The sequence below is a fragment of the Corynebacterium sp. USCH3 genome (genome assembly GCF_037619475.1).
Lineage (GTDB): Bacteria > Actinomycetota > Actinomycetes > Mycobacteriales > Mycobacteriaceae > Corynebacterium.
Window position 1 is genome coordinate 140,806 of record NZ_JAQPZT010000001.1, and the last position, 22,217, is coordinate 163,022.

The following is a 22,217-nucleotide window of genomic DNA, read 5'->3' on the forward strand; positions in this document are numbered from 1 at the left end:
TGAATCTTCCGTGTCCGTCCCACGTGGTACACAAGGGGAGTGACTGAGCACCGGGTACATCTGCTGTGGCTGACGGGCCGTGGCCTCCACCTCTGGGCGGAGCGCGTTGACGGGCATACCGCCGTCGTCGACGCGTCCGGCCTCGTCGACGGTGACCTCGAGGAACCGTTGCGCAGCCTCCTGCTGTCGCGACCGCTGCGCCGTCGCGAGGGGATCCGGGTGGCGACGCCGAAGGGCCGGCTGCTCACGCTGGATCTGCCGACGCAGGCGTACAGCCCCGATCAGGCCTTGGCCGTCCTGGGGTACCTGTCGCACTACCTGCGGACGGCGGGGGAGCCACAGGCTCCGGCCGGGTTGAGTCCGGAGTCCCTCTGGGTCATCCGGCTCTATGAACTCGCCCTCGACGCGGTCCACGCCGGACGGGTGATGATGAAGATGCAGTTCACCGACGGCCAGTGGTTCCCCACATGGTGTCTGTCGACCAGCGGAAGCCACAACCGGGTCCTCCGGGAGTTCCAGGCGACCGCGCCGGCAGTGCTCACCCTCAACGGTGGCCCGGATGTGGTGCACCGCGCCGCCGACGAGCTCGTGCACTGGATGTGTGTCCGGTTGCTGCAGGACCGGGTGGAGGTCATCGGGGGGCCGCCGGAGAACCACTTCGTCTCCGCCCTGTTCACCGGTGGCGCGGACGCGCGTGCGAACCCGGTGGCTGCGGAATCACTCAACACCTGGCGCGCCTCGGCGAGGGAGGCGTCCACTAGAATGGTGCTGTCGCTGGAGGAGCCGGATTCACTCGCAGGCACGGTGTCGGCGGGCAGGGCAGCTGAACCGTCGGGCGAGAAGGAATCGCGCCCGTCGTCCGACAGCGAGCCTCGGTGGCGCGTGGAGATCAGGATGTCGGTGGACGACGGCCCGGCGGAACCGGTGTCCGCGGCAGAGGCCACCGGATCACTGCGCCAGTCGTTGCGGGAGGGGCTGGACCACGCCTACCGGGCGTGGCCGGAGCTCAGCGAGTTCTCGTCGGCGGCGGAGGCGTGGTTGCGCACCAACGTGTGGTTCCCCCCGGCGGCGTCGCTGACCGGGCGACCGGAGAAGGACCGGGTGGTCTTCCTCAGCCTGACGACCGATCAGGTGGAGCACCTGCTGGTCGACGGGGTCAAGGCCCTTTCCGCCGGGGGGACGGAGGTCCTGGTCCCGCGTGCCTGGTCGGTGGTGCGTCCTGATGTGCGGGTGAAGGTCACCCCGGTCGGGCAGGGTCCGGGGTCCGGCACGATGGGGCTGGAACAGGTTCTGTCCTTCGACTGGTCGGTCTCGGTCGACGGGGAGAAGCTCAGCGCCGCGGCGATGTCTGAACTGATGACCACGGCGTCGTCGCTGGTGGAGATCCACGGCCGCTACGTTCGGCTGGACCCCCACTCCCTCAGCGTGGCACGGAGCTACTTCGCCACCTTGCGCCATGCCACGTCCGGCCCGGTCGACGGCGTCGACGGTGCCGGACAGATCACGCTCGCCGATCTCGTCGACGCCGAGATGGCGGCCACCGCGGACGGACGACCGGACGCAGGAGCCGGTGACATCACCGTGGACGCGGACGGATGGCTTGCACGGATGGTCCGGTCGTTCTTCCCCGGGCGCGAGGATCAGCGCCCTGCCCTCGCACCACCGGAGATCGTCGAGGTGCCGGAGACAGTGGTGACCCCGTTGCGTGACCACCAGCGTCGCGGCCTGAACTGGCTGGTGTGGATGTACCGTCACCGGATCGGGGCGATCCTCGCCGATGACATGGGTCTCGGCAAGACCCTGCAGGTCCTCGCCCTGCTGGCGTGGGAACGCGAGGTGGGTGACGTCGACGGGCCGACACTTGTCGTGGCCCCGACGACGGTCCTGGACACCTGGCGCAGCGAGGTCGCCAGGCACGTGCCCTCATTGACTGTTCTTGTCGACCATGGCGGCAGGAAGGTGGCCGACGAAGACTTCGCGCGGGCGGCGCAGTCTGCGGACGTCGTGGTGACCACCTACGGGACCGTGGGCCGCAACCCCGACCGGTACGCCGGCGTCGACTGGGGCCGCGTCGTCGCTGACGAGGCACAGAACATCAAGAACCCGGGTACCGCCCAGAGCCGCGCCGTCCGCGCGGTGCGGGCCGGACACCGACTCGCGCTGACCGGAACACCGGTGGAGAACCGCCTGGCCGAGCTCCACTCGATACTCGACTTCTGCAATCCGGGGATCCTCGGCAGCGCTGCGGCGTTCCAGAACAGGTTGGCGGTGCCCATTGAGCGGTACCAGGACATGGAGACGATGGACCGGCTCCGCCGTCTCGTCGAACCGTTCATCCTCCGCAGGGTGAAGGACGATGAGGCCGTGGGGCTGAACCTGCCGGAGAAACGCGAGATCATCGAACCGGTTCCGCTGACCGAGGAACAGGCGGCGCTGTACGAGGCATACACCGACAGCCTGGAGCGTCGTATCGCCGAGGCGGAGGGTAAGGGACGTAGCGGGATCATCCTGGGAGCCCTGGTGCGGATCAAGCAGATCTGCAACCACCCCGCACACTTCTCGGGCGACGGTTCCGGGCTGATGAAGAACGGGCGGCACCGGTCGAAGAAGGTGGAACGGCTGTTCGAGATCATCGAGGACGCCCTGGACCGGGACCGTAAGGTCCTCGTCTTCACCCAGTTCCCGTCCTTCGGCGAGATGCTCGTCCCCGAACTGCGGCGGCAGTTCGGGGCGCTCGAGGGCGGGGTCCCCGTCCTCCACGGCGGACTGAGCCGGACGGCCCGCTCAGCGATGGTCGACGACTTCCAGTCGGACAGCGGCGCCCGGGTCATGATCCTGTCGACGAGGGCCGGGGGGACGGGCATCACCCTGACCCGCGCCAGCGTGGTCGTGCACATCGACCGGTGGTGGAATCCGGCCGTCGAGGACCAGGCCACCGACCGCGCCTACCGGATCGGCCAGGGCCGGGACGTCACCGTCCACAAACTCGTCACCACCGGTACGCTGGACGAACGGATCAGTGACATCCTCAGTTCGAAACGCGAGCTCGCCGGCGACATCGTCACCTCCGGTGAGGGGTGGATCGCCAGCCTGGACGACCAGGACCTTGCCGAGTTGTGGCAGCTCAACCGGTCCTCGGTGGCGCGGGAGACCGCGGGACTCGACCGGGCGATACCGGTGACACGCAACACCGGCGACAGAACACGGACACCATCAGGAGACCAGGGGAACAGCCATGGCCGATGACAGGCGCCGCAGCCGGGGAAGTGAGCGGACCAGGCTGGGCATACCGCAGCCCGAGTGGGGTGACAACGTGGTCTCCGCGGATTTCACACGGGGACGGCGGAACCCTCCGGGGACACGGAAGACACCGGCCGCGCAGCCCGGCACACGTAACCTGCCGGGAGCCCGTGCCGAGGCTGACACCGCAGCCGACTCTGCGTCGGGCGCCCGGCTCTCTTCCCGGGGCGCGGACGAGGCGGGATCGTCCTCGGAGAACTGGGCAGCGGGACAGGTCATGCGTACGGCGACGACCCTGGCGGACTCCGCCCGGCTGTCACGGGGGCGAACCTACTTCCGCGGAGGCAACGTCGTTCGGATGGAGTACGAACTGGGGCAGGTCAACGCCCTGGTCAGTGGCACCCAGCTGGAACCGTTCGAGGTGCAGATCCGCTGGCGACCGTTGACCCGTCGACAGGTGGACTTCATCGTCGGGGAGTGCGGCGACAACCCGGACAGTGTGCGGAACCTGCTGGCCGGGCGCCGACCGCCGTCATCGGTGGCGACGGTGCTGTTCGGCGTCGAACATTACCTCGACTCGTACTGCACCTGCCCTGACCACGCCACGTTCTGCAAGCACCGGGTGTGTGTCGCCTATGCACTGGCGGCGGAGTTCTCCGGCGGCCCTGACACCTTTCTCGCGTGGCGGGGCATCGACATCGACAGGTTGCTGGCGACGGTCGACCGGCCCGAGGAATCCTCCGGTGTGCCAGGCGAGCCGCCGGTGGACACCGGGGACGACCAGGAAGCCACCTACTCCCCGCCGGAGTTCTGGGGAGTCGCCGAGAACGTCCCGTCCTGGGAACCGCTGGAGGTCGAGTCCGGACTTGACCTCGGCGACACCACCGCCCGCGACACCGCCCTGCGGAAGTTCAGCTGGAACAACGCCGACCAACTGCGCGTCCTGGACACCCTGACCCGCTGTATCGAAGCCCTGACCGTCCTCGACGATGACGACGATGACGACGGTGGCGACGACGGTGGCAGGGGGACAGCCACCACCGGTCGGGTGTTCGACCGCGAGCCGTGGCTGTCCGGACCGGATGATAGGAGTAGTCACCATGACTGAATCATCGGCACCCCAGGCACCACAGGCGGCGCAGACACTGCCCACGACACCGGAACCCGGTGTGTTCCGTTTCCTGCACACCTCGGACTGGCAGCTGGGTATGGACCGGTGGTTCCTCGGCGCGGAGGCGGGCCCCCGCTACCGTGAGGCCCGGCTTGCGGCGGTGGAGCGCCTCCTGTCGGTGGCGCAGGACCGTCACTGCGCCGCCGTTGTCGTCGCCGGTGACGTGTTCGACGACAACCTGGTCGACCCGGTCACCTGGCGTCGTGCCGTGGACATCCTGCGGCGTAGCCCCGTGCCGGTGTTCCTGCTGCCCGGTAACCATGACCCCTATGACGCGGCGAGCGTCTACCGGTCGAGGGAATTCGACGACCTCGCCCCGACCGTGCAGGTCCTCACCGACAGCAGCCCGCGGACCGTGCCCGACCTGCCGGAGGAGACACCGTCCGCACAGATCATCGGTGCACCGTTACTGTCGAAGTACATGAGTTCGGACCCCGTGGCTGCGGCGCTGTCCGGCGAGTCCGGTGGGGACACCGGTGACATCGACCGGGCACGTGTGCGCATCCTCGTCGGGCACGGCGCCTCCGAGTCGCGGACCTCCGACGACGACCCGGCCGTCATCGACGTCGCCGCTGCCGCCGAGGCGTGTCGCGCCGGGACCATCGACATGCTGGCGCTGGGGGACACCCACTCCGTGACGTCGCTGCATCCCGACGGTACCGTCTGGTACTCCGGGAGTCCCGAGGTCACCGACTTCCTCGAGGAGGGCGGAGGAGGCGAGTCCAGGTCCGGTTACGCGCTTGTCGTGGATGTCCGCCCGGCGGGCGGCGACACCGTCGGTGGCCCGGTCGGACCGTCGGATGTGCAGGTGGAGGAAGTCCGGACGGGACGGTGGCGTTTCCTCGCATTGTCCGCGCACATCAACAACCGGGACGACGTGACGGAGTGGGTCGCCCGGCTCGAGGGCCTCCCGGACAAGCGGACCACGGTGGTGAAGTACGCGTTGACCGGTTCGGTGGATCTGTCGACCGCAGCGGCACTGGACGAGGAACATGACCGCATCGCCCCGGCGTTCGCGGCGTTGTACCCGAGGCGGCGACTGATGGACCTGCACGTGGTCCCCGGCGACGAGGAACTGGCGGACGCGGACTGGCCCGGGGTGGTGGGTGTAGCCGCGCGCGACCTGGTCGCCCGGCTCGACCGGGGAGACGGGATCGACCGGGGCGACGGGGTCGACAACGTGCCGTACACGGATACCACCGCACGAGACGCGCTCCGCCTGCTGTACCGGCTCAGCGCGACGACGGGAAAGTAGGAGACACACCATGCTGCGCTTCAGGTCCCTGACCCTGTCCCATGTGGCAGGCGTCCGTCACGCCCACGTGGACTTCCCCGACAGCGGGGTGATGGTGGTGCACGGCCCCAACGAGGTAGGTAAGTCGACGTTGCTGCGCGCCATACGGCTGCTGCTGGAGGACACCCCGACTAGTTCCCGGAAGCGTGAGGTCAAGGCACTCAAGGACGTCAGCGCCGACGAGCCGACCACGATCTCCGCAGAACTGACGGTCGGTGAGATCCGGCTCCGGCTGACCAAGGCGTTCAACAAGGGGTCGGGACGCTGCGAACTGCAGGTCACGGACCCCCGAACGGAGAGCCTGACCGGGCGGGAGGCGTCGGACCGTTTCGCCGAGATCATGCGGCGGGAGGTCGACACCGACCTCCTCGAGGCACTGACCGTGGAACAGGGCGAGAGCCTCGACCAGCTTGCCGCCGCAGGTATCGGCCCCCTGGAACGGGCGCTCACGGGGGGAGCGGCCGACCCAGTCGGCCCGGAGGGCCCTGATGGTACCGGTTCCGCAGGGACCGTCACCGGCGCCGACGTCGGTGTCAGTGACGGCAACGGCACAGCGGCCCTCATCGCGCGGATCAGTGCCGAGCGGGCCCGGTACTACACCCCCGGGGGAAAACCGTCGAAAGAACTGAAGGCTGCCCGGGACGAGCATGCGGCGGCACTCACCGAGCATGACTCGGCGTCGTCGGCCTACCGACAGGCCCAGTCCCTGATATCCGACCTCGAGCGGTTGCGCGCGGAGAAGAAGGCTGTCGCCGAGCAGGAGCCCCAGGCCCGCCTGGAGGCGAAGGCGGCTGCAGTCGACCTCGAGCAGGGACGGGAACAGCAGCGTCAGCTGGACACCTACCGGGCGGCGGTGACCCGGGCACGGCAGCAGCTGGAACTCGCCGAGCAGCGTCTCCAGGTGCGCGACGACCGGGTCGCGGAACTCGCCGAGGCGGTGGCCGCCAGGGATGCCGCGGTCGCCGGTGCGGCGGCGGCCACGGAGGCCGCCGAGGACGAACAGCGTCAGGAGGCACGTCTCCGCGAGGACCTGGCGGTTGCCAGACGCCGCGCCCGCACGACGACGGCGTTCGCCCGCTACCTCGATGCGGTGGCCCGCCGGGCCACCGTGGAGAAGGACGCCGAGGCCCTCCGTGCGCAGCGCACTGAAGCCGGCGGCGTCGCCGGGCGGATCGAGGACGTCCGAGACCAGCTCTCGCGCAATGTCGTCACGGCAGAGGTGGCGGCGGAGGTCCACCGGGCCGAGGCCGAGCTGACCAGGGCCCGGGGAGTCCGGGATGCGTCGGCGACAGTGGTCGAGGTGTCGGGTGCCCCCGGGAGGGTCTTCCATGTCGACGGTGACGAACACAGGCTGGACGACACCCCCGAGGTGTTGCGGGTCACCGCGCGCCACGAGCTCCGTATCGGCGACGTCACCGTGTCCATCACCCCGGCACGCAGTTCCGACGAGGCCGCCGGCGGAAGCGACCCCGCCGACGACGTCGACCGGGCAGCCGCACAGCTGCAGTCGGCCCTGGCGGCGGCCGGCGTCGGGACCCTCGATGCACTCGGCCGGGCGGCCGAGGAACGGCGGGGTCTCGACGAGTCCCTCGCCGAACTCCGGATCGCCCTGAGCCACGCCACCGGCGGATTCACCCTCGACGACCTCGACCGGAAGATCGGGGACAAGGACGAGGAGCTGCGGGTGGCCTTTGCGGACGTCTCGTCGGCCCGGGAGAGCCTCGACCGGGAGGACCCGGAGGGAGAGGTCGATCTGCCGGACGAGGAGTCTGCCCGCCGGGAGGACCTCCTGGCCCGGGTCGATGCCTGCGAGGCGGACATCGACAGGATCAGGGAGGACCTCGACCGTCTCGCCAGAACCGGGGCCGTCGCCGTGCTGAGCGGCAGAGTCGAGGAGAGGAAGCGCACCGAGGACAAGGTCACCGCACTGACCACGGCGCTCGGGAAGGCCCGTGACGACTACGGCGACGCGCACCTACGTGACGCTGTCGCCGACGCCCGTCACGACCTGGACAAGGCCACTGACGCGTTGTCGGAACTGGCCGGTGACCCCGACACCCCCGCGATCGACCTGGCGGTGTTGGAGGGCCTGGCCGCCGGGGCCGACGCCAGGGTCGAGCGTCTACGCGAGCGTGCGGACCGGATCGGCCATGAGATGTCCCGGGCCAACGGTGCGCTGGGGGAACACAGCGGAGTCGCCGAGCGGCTGGAGTCCGTGGCGGCCCGTCTGAAACGGGCGGAGAGAACCGCGGAGCGGGTCGGCCGGCAGGCCCGGGCCGCCGACGCGCTCTACCTCGCCGTCCAGGCGGCACGCGACGACGCCCGTCGTCGCTACGAGGCCCCCTACCGGTCCTCGGTGGAGAGCCTGGCCAGGACCCTGTACGGACGGGCCGTCAGCGTCGAGTTCGACGAGGACCTGCGGATCTCCCGCCGGATCCTGGACGCCACGGCACTCGACGCCGCACAGTTGTCCGGCGGAGCCCGCGAACAGCTCGCCATCCTCTCCAGGCTCGCCGTCGCCGACATCGTGGGCCGTGGGGAAGGGGTTCCGGTGGTCATCGACGACGCCCTCGGATTCTCCGACACCTCCCGGATCCACCGGATGAACGTCGTGCTGTCCCAGCTGGCGACCACCAACCAGGTCATCGTCCTCACCTGTGACCCGGCACGTTTCGACAGCGTCCCCGGGGCGACAGTGACGTCGATGGCTGAACTGCGGCAGTAGAAAAAGCGGCCCTGCCACCATCGATGATGGTGGCAGGGCCGCAGAGCGTGCCCCCGAGACGATTCGAACGTCCGACCGCTGGTACCGGAAACCAGTGCTCTATCCCCTGAGCTACGGAGGCAATGCGGTTACTATAGCACCGTGGGTCCACGGCTCCGCAAAACCCCCGCACGGGACGCGATTCGTGGACAGTTCACCCCCAGTTGTTACTCTCGTGGGTTGTGACTCCAGCTGAACTCGCCTCCATCATCACCGAGACCACCCGCACCGTTCTGACGGAGCATGATCTCGACCCCGCCGTCCTGCCCGCCGAGGCCACCGTCGAGCGCCCCCGGAACCCGGAGCACGGCGACTACGCGACCAACATCGCGCTACAGACCGCGAAGAAAGCCGGGACGAACCCGCGCGATCTCGGCACCTGGCTGGCGGATGCTCTGGCACAGGTCGACGGCATCGATGAGGCGACCGTCGCCGGCCCGGGGTTCATCAACATCCGGCTCGCCCCCGATGCGCAGGGCAAACTCGTCGCTGACATCATCACCGCCGGGGACTCCTACGGCACCGGCGACGACTACGTCGGTCAGCGCATCAACCTGGAGTTCGTCTCCGCCAACCCCACCGGCCCCATCCACCTCGGTGGTACCCGGTGGGCGGCCGTCGGCGACTCACTGGGCCGGATTCTCACGGCACGGGGTGCCGCGGTGACCCGCGAGTACTACTTCAACGACCACGGCACCCAGATCGACCGGTTCGCCCGGTCCCTCGTCGCCTCGGCGAAGAACGAGCCGGCCCCCGAGGACGGCTACGGCGGCGAGTACATCGCCGACATCGCCGGCCAGGTCATGGAGGCGACACCGGACTGGGCGGACAACGACGACGCGACCATCCAGGAGATCTTCCGCTCGCAGGGTGTGGAGCTCATGTTCGAGCACATCAAGCGCACCCTGGCCGAGTTCGGCACCGAGTTCGACGTCTACTTCCACGAGAACGCCCTCTTCGACTCGGGTGCGGTGGACAAGGCCATCGCCACGCTGAAGGAGAACGGCAACCTCTACGAGGCCGACGGTGCATGGTGGCTGCGTTCCTCCGAGTTCGGCGACGACAAGGACCGGGTCGTCATCAAGTCCGACGGCAACGCCGCCTACATCGCCGGGGACATCGCCTACATCGCCGACAAGATCGGCCGTGGACACAACCTGTGCATCTACATGCTCGGCGCGGACCACCACGGCTACATCGCCCGCCTCAAGGCCGCGGCCTCGGCGCTCGGCTACGACTCGGACCAGGTCGAGGTGCTCATCGGGCAGATGGTCAACCTGGTGCAGGACGGCAAGGCCGTGCGGATGTCGAAGCGTGCCGGCACCGTGATCACCCTGGACGACCTTGTCGAGGCCATCGGCGTGGACGCGGCCCGCTACGCGCTGATCCGTACGTCGGTGGACTCCTCCCTGGACATCGACATGGGCCTGTGGGCCAGCGAGACCAGCGACAACCCGGTCTTCTACGTCCAGTACGGTCACGCCCGGCTCTGCTCGCTGCAGCGCAAGGCGACCGACAGCGGTGTCAGTCTGCCCGACGACCTGTCGGCCCTGGACTTCTCGCTGCTCGACCATGACCGGGAGGGCGACCTCATCCGTACCCTGGGCGAGTTCCCCGGGGTCGTCGCCACGGCCGCGGAACTGCGCGAACCCCACCGCATCGCCCGCTACGCCGAGCAGCTGGCGGGCACCTTCCACCGCTTCTACGACTCCTGCCAGATTCTCCCCAAGTCCGACGAGCCCTCCGGTGAGGACACCGCCCCGGTGTTCCTGGCGCGCCTGGCGCTGGCGGTCGCTACGCGCCGTGTCCTCGCCAACGCCCTGGGCCTGCTCGGCGTGTCCGCACCAGAGAGGATGTGACGCCGACCATGGATCCTACCGTCCACCTGCCCCAGGTCCCGTTGCGTAAGCGTACGGAGACCCTGGAGGACTTCAACAAAATTCCGGCCCATGTCTTCCCGTCGTCTGCAGGGCGTGCCGAGGACGGGGAGCTGGTCATCGCCGGAAACCGTGTCACCGACCTGGCGGAACAGTACGGTACGGCACAGTTCGTCATGGACGAGGCCGACTTCCGGGCCCGTTGCCGCCGACTGGCGGGGGCCTTCGGCGGCGGCGAACGTGTCCACTACGCCTCGAAGGCGTTCCTGTCGCGGACAGTCTGCCGTTGGATCGACGAGGAGGGACTCGCCCTCGACGTCGCCAGCCACGGTGAACTCGCCGTGGCCCTGGCCGCCGGCTTCCCGCCGGAGCGCATCACGGTGCACGGCAACAACAAGAACCACGGGTTCATCACCGCGGCGGTCGAGGCGGGCGTGGAACTCATCGTCATCGACTCGCTTGCCGAGATCGACCGCGTCGCCGAGGTCGCCCGCTCACTCGGGCGGCACCAGGATGTCCTGGTGCGGGTGAAGCCGGGCGTCCACGCCGACACCCACGAGTTCATCGCCACCAGCCACGAGGACCAGAAGTTCGGTTTCTCCCTGGCCTCGGGTTCGGCGGAGAGCGCGTGCCTGTCCTGTCTCACCACCGACGGCCTGCGACTACGTGGCCTGCACTGCCATGTCGGCTCCCAGGTCTTCGACGCCGACGGTTTCGCACTGGCCGCGGACCGGCTCCTCGGGTTGTGGGCCCGGTTGGTCAGTGGAGAGAAGACCGCGGGCGCGGACGTCAGCGCCCTGGACGTTCTCGACCTCGGCGGCGGATACGGCATCGCCTACACGCCGGACCAGGAGGCACTCGACGTCGAAGCCGTCGCCGGCGACCTGTTGTCCCGCGTCGCGGCGAAGGCGGCGTCCTACGGGGTCAACCCCCCGGTGGTCAACGTCGAACCGGGGCGGGCGGTGGTCGGGCCGTCCGCGGTGACGCTCTACCGCGTCGGCACCGTCAAGGACGTGCACACCTCCGATGACACGGTGCGGCGCTACATCTCCGTCGACGGGGGGATGAGCGACAACATCCGCCCGGCGCTCTACCAGGCCGAGTACGACTGCCGCCTGGCGAACCGGCTGGCGACCGGCGACCTGGTCTCCACCCGGGTCGTCGGCAGCCACTGCGAGTCCGGCGACATCCTGGTCAACGACGCACTGATGCCCGATGACATCGCCCCCGGTGACCTGCTCGCCGTTCCGGCGACCGGCGCCTACTGCTACATGATGTCCTCGCGCTACAACATGATGACCCGCCCGCCGGTCGTGGTCGCGGCGGACGGGGCGTCGCGGGTGATGATCCGTCGGGAGACGGTAGAGGACGTCCTCGCGCTGGAGAATTTCTGATGGTTTATCATCAGGAAAACGAACCTTCACACGTATAACCCCCACACGAGACAACTTCGGGAGAGTAATGGCTGATCAGGCTGACAACAATGCTGCCGCGCCCACCGTCGGCGTAGCGCTGCTGGGTATGGGTACCGTGGGCACCGAGGTCCTGCGGATCCTCCAGGAGAACGCGGAGGACTTCACCGCCCGTACCGGAGGCCCCATCGAGGTCCGCGGTATCGCCGTGTCCGACCTGTCCAAGCCCCGTCCGGGCGTGCCGGCGGAGTTACTCACCGATGACGCATTCGGCCTGGTCAACCGCGATGACATCGACCTGGTCATCGAGGTGATCGGAGGTATCGACTACCCGCGTACCGTGGTGCTGTCCGCCCTGCGTGCCGGCAAGTCCGTGGTGACCGCCAACAAGGCACTCGTCGCCGCCCACGCCAGCGAGCTGTCCGAGGCCGCGGACTCCTCCGGGGCCGACCTGTTCTTCGAGGCGGCCGTCGCTGCGGCGATCCCCGTGGTCGGGCCCCTGCGCCGGTCGCTGGCGGGGGACAAGGTCAACCAGGTCATGGGCATCGTCAACGGCACCACCAACTTCATCCTCGACGCGATGTACAAGCGGGGCGCGTCCTACGACGAGATGCTCGCCGAGGCCACCGCCCTGGGGTACGCCGAGGCCGACCCGTCGGCGGACGTCGACGGCTACGACGCCGCGTCGAAGGCCGCCATCCTGGCCAACCTGGCCTTCCACTCGCCGGTCGGCAGCGACGACGTCCATGTCGAGGGCATCCGGTCGATCAACGTCGCCGACATCGAGGCCGCCAAGGCCGCCGGGTGCACCATCAAGCTACTGGCCATCTGTGAACGCCTTGTCGACGACGAGGGGCAGGAGTCCGTCTCCGCCCGCGTCTACCCGGCGCTGATCCCGTTGGACCACCCGCTGTCCAGCGTCAGCGAGTCCTTCAACGCCATCTTCGTCGTCGCCGAGTACGCCGGTCGACTGATGTTCTACGGCAACGGTGCCGGTGGAGCCCCGACCGCGTCGGCGGTCCTGGGTGACGTCGTCGCCGCGGCCCGCAACATCGTGCACGGGGGCCGTGCACCGGGCATGTCGACCTACGCCAACCTGCCGGTCGGCGACTTCGGGTCCGTGCGCACCCGGTACCACGTCGACATGGTCGTCGACGACCGCCCGGGCGTGCTCGCGGAAGTCGCCTCCACGTTCTCCGTGCAGGGTGTGTCGCTCAAGACGGTCCGTCAGGAGGACGCGGGCGACGCCGGCGCGCGACTGGTCGTCATCACCCACCACGCCGCCGAGAGTGATCTCGAGTTGACCGTGGACAACCTCAAGAACCTTGACGCCGTGAAGGCCGTCAACAGCGTGATCCGAATGGAAGGCAACTGATGACCGACAAGCGCACCCCGGTGCTCCACCACTGGACCGGCCTGATCAACGAGTACCGCGACTGGATGCCCTTCGCCGCGGACTGGGAGCCGGTCACCCTCAACGAGGGTGGGACCCCGCTGATCAGGGCGAACTACATCTCGGAGCTCACCGGCTGTGACGTCTGGCTGAAGGTCGAGGGTGCCAACCCCACCGGTTCGTTCAAGGACCGCGGTATGACCGTGGCCGTCACCGACGCCGTCCACTCAGGCAAGAAGGTGCTGATGTGCGCCTCCACCGGCAACACCTCCGCCTCGGCCGCCGCCTACGCCGCCCGTGCGGGTATCGCCTCCGCCGTGCTGATCCCCGAGGGCAAGATCGCCCAGGGCAAGCTCTCCCAGGCCGTGATGCACGGCGCGCGGATCATCCAGGTGCGCGGCAACTTCGACGACTGCCTCGAGCTCGTGCGCAAGACCACCACCGACTTCCCGGAGATCGCGTTGGTCAACTCGGTCAACCCGATGCGCATCGAAGGGCAGAAGACCGCCGCCTTCGAGATCGTCGACGCCCTCGGCGACGCCCCCGACATCCACGCCCTCCCGGTCGGAAACGCCGGCAACATCACGGCCTACTGGAAGGGTTACTCGGAGTACGCCGAGGCAGGCATCTCCACGAAGCGTCCGGTGATGCTGGGCGTCCAGGCAGCCGGTGCCGCGCCGCTGGTCAGCGGTGAGCCGGTACTCGAGCCCGAGACCGTGGCCACGGCCATCCGGATCGGCAACCCCGCATCCTGGCACCAGGCTGTCGCGGCCAAGGAGGAGTCCGGCGGATCCTTCCGCGCCGCCACCGACGAGAAGATCCTCGAGGCCTACCGCCTCATCGCGGCCCGCGAGGGTGTCTTCGTCGAACCGGCATCGGCATCGTCGGTGGCCGGGCTGCTCGCGGCACACGCCGAGGGGTCCGTCGCGAAGGGCCAGCGCATCGTCTGCACGGTGACTGGTCACGGCCTGAAGGACCCGACCACCGCACTCAGCGAGATGCCCGAGCCGACGCCGATCGACGTGGACACCAACGCGGTCGCCGAGGCTCTGGACCTCGCATGACGCCGGGACCGACGGACGCGGTGCACCGGACGGTGGACGCCGGACGCCGGGTGACCGTCACCGTCCCGGCGTCCACGGCGAACCTCGGCCCCGGTTTCGACACCCTCGGGTTGGCTGTCGGACTGTATGACACGGTCGAGGTGGAGTCCACGGACGCCGGCCTGGACATCACCGTGCACGGCGAAGGCGAGGGCGAGGTCCCCCTCGACGAGCGACATCTCGTGGTCCGGGCGCTGCGTGCGGGGCTGCACGAGGCTGGCGTCAGCGTCGGCGGCCTGCGGGTCGTGTGCCACAACCGCATCCCGCACTCCCGTGGACTCGGTTCCTCGGCTGCGGCCGCCGTGGCCGGGGTCGCCGCAGCCAGCGCGTTGGCCGGAGGCGACCATCCGACCGGGGCGCTGGACGACGACACCCTGATCCAGTTGTCCTCGGCGTTCGAGGGCCACCCGGACAACGCCGCGGCGTGCGTGCTGGGCGGGGGTGTGGTGTCCTGGACGAACATCCCGGTCGACGGCCGCAGCGCGCCGGAGTACCACGCGGTCGCCGTGCCGGTGCACCCGGACGTCTCGGCGACCGCCCTGATCCCCGATTTCCACGCCTCGACAGAGGCGGTGCGCAGGGTGCTGCCCAGTGACGTCTCCCACCTGGACGCCCGGTTCAACGTGTCACGTGCCGCGCTGCTTCCCCTGGCGCTGAGCTCGTACCCCGAGCTGCTGTGGGAGGCGACACGGGACCGGTTGCACCAGCCCTACCGCGCGGAGGTGCTGCCGATCACCACCGAGTGGGTCAACCGCCTCCGGAACCTCGGCTTCCCGGCGTTCCTCTCCGGCGCCGGTCCGACGGTGATGGTGCTTTCGACGTCGCCGGTGGACACGGCTCTGCTGGACGAGGCGAGGGGCAGGGGCATCGCGGTGCTGGAGACCGGTGTGGGACGCCGGGCATCCGTCGAGGTCGGCTGACCCCTCCGGGCCGGGCCACCTCCGGGCTCCACCACCCCCCGTCGACGCCTCCAGGGGCAGGTCGGCGGGGGTCTCCCTGTGGTCTACCTCGGCTCGCCGGGGCTACGCAGCTTGATCACGTCGAATTCACCGGCCGCCAGGTGCGCCCGGAGGTCCTTCTTGTCGAACTTGCCGACCGAGGTCTTGTCGATCCGGTCGACGAACGTCCAGTACTCCGGTGCCATCCACCGGGGGACCTTGGAGGCGACGGCGGCGGAGAGCCGTTCCGCCGTCTCGCGGTTGCCGTCGACACCGGCGGTCGTGACCACCACGGCGAGCGGACGCTGCCCCCAGCGCTCGTCGGGGACACCGATGACCGCGGCTTCAGCGACCACGTCGGACTCCATGACGATGTTCTCCAGGATCGCCGAGTAGATCCATTCGCCACCGGACCGGATCGTGTCGGTCTGACGGTCGTGCACGGTGAGGTAGCCGTCGCGGGTGATGGTGCCGATGTCCCCGGTCCGCAACCAGCCGTCCGCGGTGAACCGTTCGGCCGCGTCGTCGGAGTCGTCGACGTCCGAGCCACGGAACACGTGCGCCGACCCGCCGGCCACGGAGGCGGGGGAGTGGTGGTAGTCGGTGGTCACCCAGTTGCCGCGGACCTGGATCTCGCCGCTGGAGCGGTCGTTGGCGGGCAGCGTCGTGCCGTCGTCGGCGACGACGCGGAACTCCATGCCGACGGGGAAGCGCCCCTGGCTGTCGCGGTACCGGCGACGTGCGGCACCGCCGACACCCACCGGGGTCCGGGCGACCGTGCCGACCGGACCGGTCTCGGTCATACCCCAGGCATGGACCATGTCCACGCCGTAGCGCTCCTCCCAGGCGTCGATCAGGGCGGGCGGTACCGGCGCACCCCCGGAGATGATCTCCTGCAGACTCATCTTCTCCGGTGGCGTGTGCTGGTAGTGCACCACCAGCTGCATCCAGATGCTGGGGGCCCCGTGGGCCATCCGGGGCATGGAGTCTGCGATGACGTGTGCCAGATGGCTCGGACCGGCGACGCCCCCGGGGAACACCAGAGGTGTGCCTGCCATGAACGCGGCGACAGGAACGCCCCAGCTCAGGACGTGGAAGATCGGCACCGCGCACAGGAAACTGTGTCCGTTGCGGATGCCGAAGGAGTCGGGGGTCCGCAGGTTCGTCGCGTGCAGCCACAGGGCGCGGTGGGAGTAGATCACCCCTTTCGGCGCCCCCATGGTGCCCGTGGAGTACAGCAGGGCCGCCGGTGCGGTCTCCTCGATCTCCGGCCAGGGGTAGGTCGTGGGGCGGCCGTCGAGGATCTCCTCGTAGCTGAGCACGGTGATGTCGCCGCGTCCGGCGTCGGTGAGCAGGGCGTGCAGGTCGTCACGGGCCTCGGCACCACCGGTCCCGGTGACGATGACGGTGTGGACCTCGGGACAGTCGGGCATCACCGGCGCCAGACGCCGTGAGAGGCGGGGTGACCCGATGATCACGCGGTCGCCGGCGTGGTTGATGATGTGCACCAGCTGGTCCACGACGAGATTGGAGTTCAACGGCTGGACCACCGCGCCCATGGAGGTCGCGGCGAAGAACGCCTCCATGTGCTCGGTGATGTTCGGCATGAAGGTGGCAACACGGTCTCCGACGGAGACACCGGCGAGCTCGGCGAGTGCGTGAGCCAGGGCGGCGCTGCGGCCCCCGATCTCGCTGAAGGTGGTGTCCTCCGGAGAACTGCCGTAGTACGTGCGCACCCTGGTCGTGCCGTGGACGACGCGGCCGTACTCCAGGATCGAGGCCATGGTCAGGGGATACTCGCGCATCGTGGACGCCGTCAGGGGGGCGGCGTTGGGAGCGGTACTGGGCCCGGTGCGGTGGGTGGCGTCCATGCCACCCAGGATAAGCGACGGGACGTCGAAGCCGTCAGGCAACCACCGCGAGCAGGTTGTCCCGGGAGAGATTAGTGGTGTGCGGGCCGCGGGGTGGTAGCATCGTCACCGAGAACCGACCACCGCCATCCCGTCGACCGTGAACCGTCAGGGTCACCGAACCGGTCCGAGACGGTGGGCGGTCATCCGGATTCACGGGTAACTCACGCGGGAGTATCACTCCGACAGCATCATCCACCGGGCAGCACCGTTTGTCCCGGTACCGGGGTTCCACGACTGTCGTCGGCGCACCAGTGACCGACCCCCGTTGCCCGCGCGCACCGTGACATCCGTTCCACATATCGACGACTCACGAGAGCACGTCACCTTCCGTTGTCCTGCCTCCACCAGGGACCATGGACGCCTGTCGGGCGTCCGTCCCCCGGAGACAAGCAGGGGACCGGCCGTCGGTCAGTACCGTCGGACGGGCGCCAGGGGGAGGTGAACCGAAAGGACACCTGTGACTTTGCCGGACATCGTCTCCCGCGCACAGAACGACGGACTTGCCTCCCTGAAACTGGCGGAACTCAAGCAGATCGCGACATCGCAGGGACTGCGTGGCATCTCCGGAATGCGCAAGGGGGAGCTCGTCTCCGCCATCGCGACCGCAGGCATCGGCAGCCAGCGCCCCGCGGGCGCCCGGTCGACCGCCGCAGCGCAAGAAGCACCGTCGGCGGCGGAACCTGCCCCGGAGACCACTCCCGCGGCGTCGCCGGAGGGGGACTCCGGTACCGCGCGGCAGGCGCAGACACCCGAGCAGGAACGACCGGCCAAGGATGACCGTCAGGACCGGCGCCAGGCGCAGGGCGGCAGTGACCGGAATGGCCGGGGTGACCGGAATGACCACAGCGACCGCACCGGGGAGTCGGGGGAGGACGAGGGCGGTCGTCGGGGACGACGCAACCGCCGGAACCGTCGCAACCGCGGCAAGGGGGAGCAGAGCGGCAACCAGGGCAACCAGGGTGGCGGTCAGCAGAGTTCCGACGACAGGGGCGGACGTAACCGCAATGACCGCGGCAACAGGAACAACCGCGGTGACCGGGGGGACCGCAACGGCAACCAGGGCAACAACCAGGGCGGCCAGAACAACCAGAACCAGAACAACGGCGGAGGCAACAACGAGCCGCCGACGCCCGTCGCCGGCATCCTGGACTTCGCCGACGCCAACACCGCGTTCATCCGGACGACCGGCTACCACGCCGGCTCCACCGACGTGTACGTCCCGATCCAGATGGTCCGCAAGTACGGAATGCGCCACGGTGACGCGGTCACCGGCACGATCCGGCCCGGTGCGAAAGCCCAGCAGGCCGGCGGCGGCGGACGGAACCGGAACCGTCAGAAGTACACCCCGCTGAACTCCGTCGACACCGTCAACGGACTGGCCCCGGAGCAGGCGTCGCAGCGCCCGAAGTTCAACAACCTCACCCCGCTGTACCCGAACCAGCGGCTCCGCCTCGAGACCGAGCCGAAGATCCTGACGACCCGGGTCATCGACCTGATCATGCCGATCGGCAAGGGACAGCGTGCGCTGATCGTCTCCCCGCCGAAGGCCGGTAAGACCACGATCCTGCAGGACATCGCCAACGCGATCACCGTGAACAACCCGGAGTGCTACCTCATGGTCGTCCTCGTCGATGAGCGACCGGAAGAGGTCACCGACATGCAGCGCTCGGTGCGCGGCGAAGTCATCGCCTCGACGTTCGACCGTCCGCCGAACGAGCACACTGCCGTGGCGGAACTGGCCATCGAGCGGGCCAAGCGCCTGGTCGAGCAGGGCAAGGACGTCGTCGTGCTCCTCGACTCCATCACGCGACTGGGACGGGCCTACAACAACTCCTCCCCGGCCTCCGGACGTATCCTCTCCGGCGGTGTGGACTCCAACGCCCTCTACCCGCCGAAGCGTTTCCTCGGCGCGGCCCGCAACATCGAGGACGGCGGGTCGTTGACGATCATCGCCACAGCGATGGTCGAGACCGGTTCCGCCGGTGACACCGTGATCTTCGAGGAGTTCAAGGGCACCGGCAACGCCGAGCTCAAGCTGGACCGTAAGATCGCCGAGCGTCGCATGTTCCCCGCCGTCGACGTCAACCCGTCGGGCACCCGCAAGGACGACCTGCTGCTCGGCCCGGACGAGGCCCGGCTGATGCACAAGCTGCGCCGGATCCTCTCCGCCCTGGATCCGCAGGCGGCCATCGACCTGTTGATCAAGCAGCTGCGTAAGTCGAAGACCAACCGCGACTTCATGGCGCAGATCGCCTCCTCGGCGCCGCTGGCGGGGGACGACGACGATGAGTGACTTCGCCGGATCGCCCTCCAAGGTCGACGACATCCTGTCGGAGTACCAGGGGCTCGAGATGCAGCTGGCGGACCCGGACCTGCACAATGACGCCGCGGCGGCACGTCGTGTCGCCAAGCGGTTCAGCGAACTGCAGCCGGTCATCCAGACCTACAACAAGCTCGTCGAGACCCGCGAGGACCACGAGGCGGCCAAGGAGATGGCGGCGGAGGACGCCGACTTCGCCGAGGAGGCGGACCGTCTCGCCGCCGAGCTGCCCGCGTTGGAGGAGAAGCTGACCGACCTGCTCGCGCCGCGGGACCCCCACGACAGTGAAGATGTCGTGATGGAGATCAAGTCCGGCGCCGGTGGTGAGGAGGCGGCCCTGTTTGCCGGCGAACTCGCCCGCATGTACCAGCGCTACGGTGAACGCCACGGCTTCACCTTCGAGATCCTCGACGCCAACGAGACCGACCTCGGTGGCATCAAGGACATGACCATGTCTGTACGGGCCAAGCAGCCCGGCCGCGACGGTGCATGGAGCGTCTTCAAGTACGAGGGCGGTGTCCACCGTGTCCAACGCATCCCGGTGACCGAGTCGCAGGGACGCATCCAGACCTCTGCCGCAGGCGTCCTGGTCTACCCGGAACCCGATGAAGTCGAGGACGTCGAGATCGACGACAAGGACATCCGCGTCGACGTCTACCGGTCCTCGGGCAAGGGTGGTCAGGGTGTGAACACCACCGACTCGGCGGTGCGTATCACCCACCTGCCCACCGGTATCGTGGTGACCTGCCAGAAGGAGCGTTCGCAGATCCAGAACCGGGCCCGCGCCATGCAGGTGCTCGCCGCCCGCCTCCAGCAGATGAAGGAAGAGGAGGCTGACGCCGCGGCAGCGGAGGGACGTGCCGCCCAGATCCGCACGATGGACCGCTCCGAGCGCATCCGGACGTACAACTTCCCGGAGTCCCGGGTCTCGGACCACCGCATCGGGTACAAGGCGAACAACCTTGACGCCGTGCTCGACGGTGACCTGGACGCGCTCTTCGGGGCGCTCAGCGACGCCGAGCGGCAGAGCCGCCTGGAAGCAGGGGAGTAGGTCCACCGGTGACACTCGGGGGCGCGACCACCGTGTCAGCGGTGCTCAGGGATGCTGTGACGGCGCTCGCGCAGGCTGGCGTCGAGTCGGCGGCGCATGACGCCCGCGCACTCATGGCCGAGGCTCTGGGGCGGGAGACCGGAACCACGGTCACGCCCCTCGACCTGGTGATGCGGGGGGGAGACCCCGTGCCAGCGGCGTTCGGGGGGTTCCTGCAGCGGAGGATCGACCGGGAGCCGCTGCAGTGGATCCTCGGCCACGGCTCCGTGATGGGCATCGACCTGGCGGTCGGCCCCGGGGTGTTCATCCCCCGGCCCGAGACCGACCTGCTCATCGAGTGGGTGGCGGAGGAGGCCGAACGCCGGATGTCCCGTCGCGAGGACGGGCTGTTCTCGCGCCTGCTGGAACCCGCCCTCACGATCGTCGACCTGTGCAGCGGGCCCGGCACCATCACCCTGGGCGTGGCCCACGAGCTGAGCGTCCGGGGGATCCCGGACAAGGTCAGCGTGCGCGTGTGTGGCCTGGAGATCACCGGGACCGGAGTGGCCCTGGCACGTGACAACGCCAGGACGTGGGTCGACGAAGGCCATGTCGATCCCCGGGTGCAGGTCGAGTTCCACCGGGCCGACGTCTCGTCCCGGGCCGACGTCGTCGCCCTCGGACTGGTGAACTCCGCCGACATCGTGGCGTCCAACCCCCCGTACGTCCCGGAGAACACCGAGGTGTCTCCGGAGGTTGCCCGGGACCCCCATGACGCGGTGTTCTCGGGCGACGACGGTCTGGCACTCATGCGCCCACTCGCCGGGGTCATCGACCTGGTCGCCGCGCCCAGCGCCGGGGTCGTCGTCGAACACGATGACTCGACGGGCCGGGACGTGCAACGGCTCCTCGCCGAGGTGGGTGTCACCGACCTGGTGCAGCACCGTGATTTCTCGGCGCGTGACCGGTTCGTCAGCGGGCAGGTGCACCGGGATCCCGGCCACCGCCCGGCACGGGGCTAGAGTGAACGGGTCAGAGTACAGCGAAACAGTGCGGCGAGACGACGACACGAAGGGACGGATGACGCAGACGATGGCACAGACCTACGACTGTTCTGAGGACGACGGCCGGGAACGCGGCCTCGCAGCCGCGGTGAGCGCGGTGAAGGCGGGGCGGCTGGTCGTGACCCCCACCGACACCGTCTACGGCATCGGCGCCGACGCATTCGACAATGACGCGGTGGCAGCGCTGCTACGCGCGAAACACCGTGGCCCCGACATGCCGGTCCCGGTTCTCATCGGTTCCTGGGACACCGTGGCAGGACTCGTCCGGGACCACACGGAACCGCTGCGACTGCTCACCGAAGCCTTCTGGCCCGGCGGACTGACCATCGTCACCCACCAGGCACCGAGTCTCCCCTGGAACCTCGGTGACACCAGGGGGACCGTGGCCCTGCGTATGCCACTGCACCCGTTGGCCATCGACCTGCTGCAGCAGACCGGCCCGATGGCGGTGTCGAGCGCCAACATCTCCGGTAGTCCGGCGGCGCTCACCGCCGGAGCCGCCCGGGAGCAGCTCGGTGACTCCGTGTCGGTGTACCTGGACGCCGGCGAGGCCTCGATCGGTACGGCGTCGACGATCGTCGACCTCTCCGGGCACCGTCCCCGGATCCTGCGGGACGGTGCGATCAGCGCCGACCGTGTGGGTGAGGTGCTCGGGATCTCCGCCGCCGTTCTCCTCGACGACGGCGCAGCGTAGGGGC

Annotated in this window: 14 protein-coding genes and 1 tRNA gene; 13 read left to right on the plus strand and 2 right to left on the minus strand. The window is 69.0% G+C overall.

Annotation, left to right across the window (positions count from 1 at the left end):
- Positions 1–39 precede the first annotated feature (39 nt).
- From PQI66_RS00705 to PQI66_RS00720, 4 genes are read left to right on the plus strand one after another with little or no spacing between them, the layout of a single operon-like run.
- Positions 40–3,246, plus strand: coding sequence for a DEAD/DEAH box helicase (locus PQI66_RS00705; RefSeq protein ID WP_339995240.1), 3,207 nt, complete (start codon positions 40–42; stop codon positions 3,244–3,246).
- On the plus strand, positions 3,236–4,348 hold the full coding sequence (locus PQI66_RS00710; protein ID WP_339995241.1) for an SWIM zinc finger family protein: 1,113 nt from the start codon (positions 3,236–3,238) through the stop codon (positions 4,346–4,348). Before PQI66_RS00705 ends, PQI66_RS00710 begins: the two co-directional genes overlap by 11 nt.
- Positions 4,341–5,666 (plus strand): metallophosphoesterase family protein, encoded by a 1,326-nt coding sequence (locus tag PQI66_RS00715; protein WP_339995243.1) that lies wholly within the window; start codon positions 4,341–4,343, stop codon positions 5,664–5,666. Before PQI66_RS00710 ends, PQI66_RS00715 begins: the two co-directional genes overlap by 8 nt.
- 10 nt (positions 5,667–5,676) lie before the next feature.
- Positions 5,677–8,430, plus strand: coding sequence for an AAA family ATPase (locus PQI66_RS00720; RefSeq protein ID WP_339995244.1), 2,754 nt, complete (start codon positions 5,677–5,679; stop codon positions 8,428–8,430).
- Between the two features lie 48 nt (positions 8,431–8,478).
- Here PQI66_RS00720 and PQI66_RS00725 read toward each other — a convergent pair.
- Positions 8,479–8,551: transfer RNA gene (locus tag PQI66_RS00725), tRNA-Arg, on the minus strand.
- 100 nt (positions 8,552–8,651) lie between these two features.
- Between PQI66_RS00725 and argS the strand changes: the two genes are divergently transcribed.
- The 5 genes from argS (at position 8,652) to thrB (ending at position 15,174) form a co-directional block, all read left to right on the plus strand.
- Positions 8,652–10,328 (plus strand): arginine--tRNA ligase, encoded by a 1,677-nt coding sequence (gene argS, locus PQI66_RS00730; protein WP_339995245.1) that lies wholly within the window; start codon positions 8,652–8,654, stop codon positions 10,326–10,328.
- An 8-nt stretch (positions 10,329–10,336) separates the two neighbouring features.
- Entirely contained in the window at positions 10,337–11,740 is a 1,404-nt protein-coding gene (gene lysA, locus PQI66_RS00735; RefSeq protein WP_339995247.1) for a diaminopimelate decarboxylase, read from the plus strand.
- Positions 11,741–11,807: 67 nt separating this feature from the next.
- Positions 11,808–13,133, plus strand: a complete 1,326-nt coding sequence (locus PQI66_RS00740) for a homoserine dehydrogenase (protein WP_339995248.1) — start codon at positions 11,808–11,810, stop codon at positions 13,131–13,133.
- The gene (gene thrC / locus PQI66_RS00745) at positions 13,133–14,215 is read left to right on the plus strand and encodes a threonine synthase (RefSeq protein WP_339995249.1); all 1,083 of its coding nucleotides are present in this window, start codon (positions 13,133–13,135) and stop codon (positions 14,213–14,215) included. The genes PQI66_RS00740 and thrC overlap by 1 nt, the downstream gene beginning before the upstream one ends.
- Positions 14,212–15,174 (plus strand): homoserine kinase, encoded by a 963-nt coding sequence (thrB, locus tag PQI66_RS00750; RefSeq protein WP_339995250.1) that lies wholly within the window; start codon positions 14,212–14,214, stop codon positions 15,172–15,174. Before thrC ends, thrB begins: the two co-directional genes overlap by 4 nt.
- Positions 15,175–15,257: 83 nt before the next feature.
- On the opposite strand, the gene PQI66_RS00755 is transcribed toward thrB, so the two are convergent.
- Complete coding sequence (locus PQI66_RS00755) at positions 15,258–17,063, minus strand: long-chain fatty-acid--CoA ligase (protein ID WP_339995251.1); 1,806 nt, start codon at positions 17,061–17,063, stop codon at positions 15,258–15,260.
- A gap of 505 nt (positions 17,064–17,568) precedes the next feature.
- On the opposite strand from PQI66_RS00755, the gene rho reads away from it, so the two are divergent.
- The 4 genes from rho (at position 17,569) to PQI66_RS00775 (ending at position 22,213) form a co-directional block, all read left to right on the plus strand.
- The gene (gene rho / locus PQI66_RS00760) at positions 17,569–19,398 is read left to right on the plus strand and encodes a transcription termination factor Rho (protein ID WP_445227984.1); all 1,830 of its coding nucleotides are present in this window, start codon (positions 17,569–17,571) and stop codon (positions 19,396–19,398) included.
- Positions 19,391–20,476 carry a peptide chain release factor 1 gene (prfA, locus tag PQI66_RS00765; protein WP_339995253.1) on the plus strand — a complete coding sequence of 362 codons (1,086 nt, stop codon included), beginning with the start codon at positions 19,391–19,393 and terminating at the stop codon, positions 20,474–20,476. Before rho ends, prfA begins: the two co-directional genes overlap by 8 nt.
- Positions 20,477–20,484: 8 nt before the next feature.
- Positions 20,485–21,477, plus strand: a complete 993-nt coding sequence (locus tag PQI66_RS00770) for a N5-glutamine methyltransferase family protein (protein ID WP_339995254.1) — start codon at positions 20,485–20,487, stop codon at positions 21,475–21,477.
- Between the two features lie 70 nt (positions 21,478–21,547).
- Positions 21,548–22,213, plus strand: a complete 666-nt coding sequence (locus PQI66_RS00775; RefSeq protein ID WP_339995963.1) for an L-threonylcarbamoyladenylate synthase — start codon at positions 21,548–21,550, stop codon at positions 22,211–22,213.
- Positions 22,214–22,217: the final 4 nt, after the last annotated feature.